We start from the raw sequence: 1,310 nt of genomic DNA on the forward strand, positions 1-1,310 counted from the left end.
TGGACACCTCCGGAAACCCCGTGACCTCCGCGCCCTGACGTGATTCGATAGCGGCAGGTTGACCGAGAGCGGGAGCATCGGAATGAGGGGTCAGCGGGGGTTCTGGGACGTGGAGCACCGGCTTCAGGAACTGTCCCGCCAGGGCGATCCGCTGGAGAAGCTCTCGGCGACGGTGGACTTCGAGATGTTCCGCCCGGTCCTGGATGAGGCCCTGGGTCCGCGCGACGCCGGCAAGGGCGGACGGCCGCCCTTCGACGCCGTGCTCAAGTTCCGGATGCTGGTGCTCCAGGCGCTGCACGGACTGTCCCTGGACCAGACGGAGTACCTGGTGCGTGATCGGCTGAGCTGGATGCGGTTCTGCGGCCTTGGTCCTGGCGATGCCGTGCCCGACGCCAACACGCTGTGGGATTTTCGCGAGGCGCTGATCACCGCCAAGGCCTTGGACGCCCTGTTCGGGCGCCTCGACCGGGCCATCACCGAGGCGGGCTACCTTCCCATGTCCGGCCAGATCATCGACGCGACGCTGGTCAGCACGCCGCGCCAGCGCAACACCGACGGCGAGAAGGAGCAGATCAAGGCGGGCAAGGCGGCGCGGGAAATCTGGCCGGAGAAGCCGGCGAAGGCGCGCCAGAAGGACGTGGACGCGCGTTGGACGGTGAAGTTCTCCAAGGCGAAGCCCGCGCCCGACGGCACGGAGCGGCCCGACATCGCCATTCCGACGTTCGGCTACAAGGCGCACATTTCCATCGACCGTCGCCACGGCGTGATCCGGCGCCACCTCGTCACCGACGCCGCCGCCCATGATGGCGCCCGCCTGCGCGAAGGGCTCATCGACCCCAACAACACGGCGTCGGAGGTCTGGGCCGACACCGCCTACCGCTCCAGGGCCAACGAGGACTACCTGCGCGGCATCGGGAAGGTCAGCCGGATCCACGTGAAGAAACCGAAGGGCAAGCCGATGTCGAAACGGACGTCTCAGGCCAACGCGCGGAAGTCGGCGGTGCGCTCCCGGGTCGAGCACCCTTTCGCCGTCCTGAAGGGGCCGATGCGACTCGCGGTGAGGACCATCGGCCTGGTCCGCGCCGAAAGCGCGATCACATTCGCGGCGATGGCCTACAACATGAAGCGCTGGTGCTGGTTGGACACGAGAAGTGCGCCCGCCTGACGCCCAGGGGCCGGAAAACCGGCCAATCGTCGCCCCTGGCGGGGCAATCAAGCTGCCGAAACGACTTCGGTGGGAGCGGCAGACACATTCCTGGACCGGAATCTGCCGCTACGCGGCTCCTGCAAGCGGGTTTCCGGAGGTGTCC

The 1,310-nt window shown here is 67.8% G+C and carries 1 protein-coding gene; it reads left to right on the forward strand.

All coding sequences use genetic code 11. The annotated features are described in order from the left end of the window. Positions 1-82: 82 nt before the first annotated feature. A complete protein-coding gene (locus tag H7841_18530; protein MEO5338855.1) occupies positions 83-1,165 on the forward strand; it encodes an IS5 family transposase in 1,083 nt (360 codons plus the stop codon). The last annotated feature ends 145 nt before the right edge of the window (positions 1,166-1,310 follow it).

The sequence above is a fragment of the Magnetospirillum sp. WYHS-4 genome, assembly GCA_039908345.1.
GTDB lineage: Bacteria > Pseudomonadota > Alphaproteobacteria > Rhodospirillales > GLO-3 > JAMOBD01.

Coding starts and splice junctions, on each gene's coding strand:
- H7841_18530 (MEO5338855.1), top strand. CDS start 83: ATGAGGGGTCAGCGGGGGTTCTGGGACGTGGAGCACCGGCTTCAGGAA.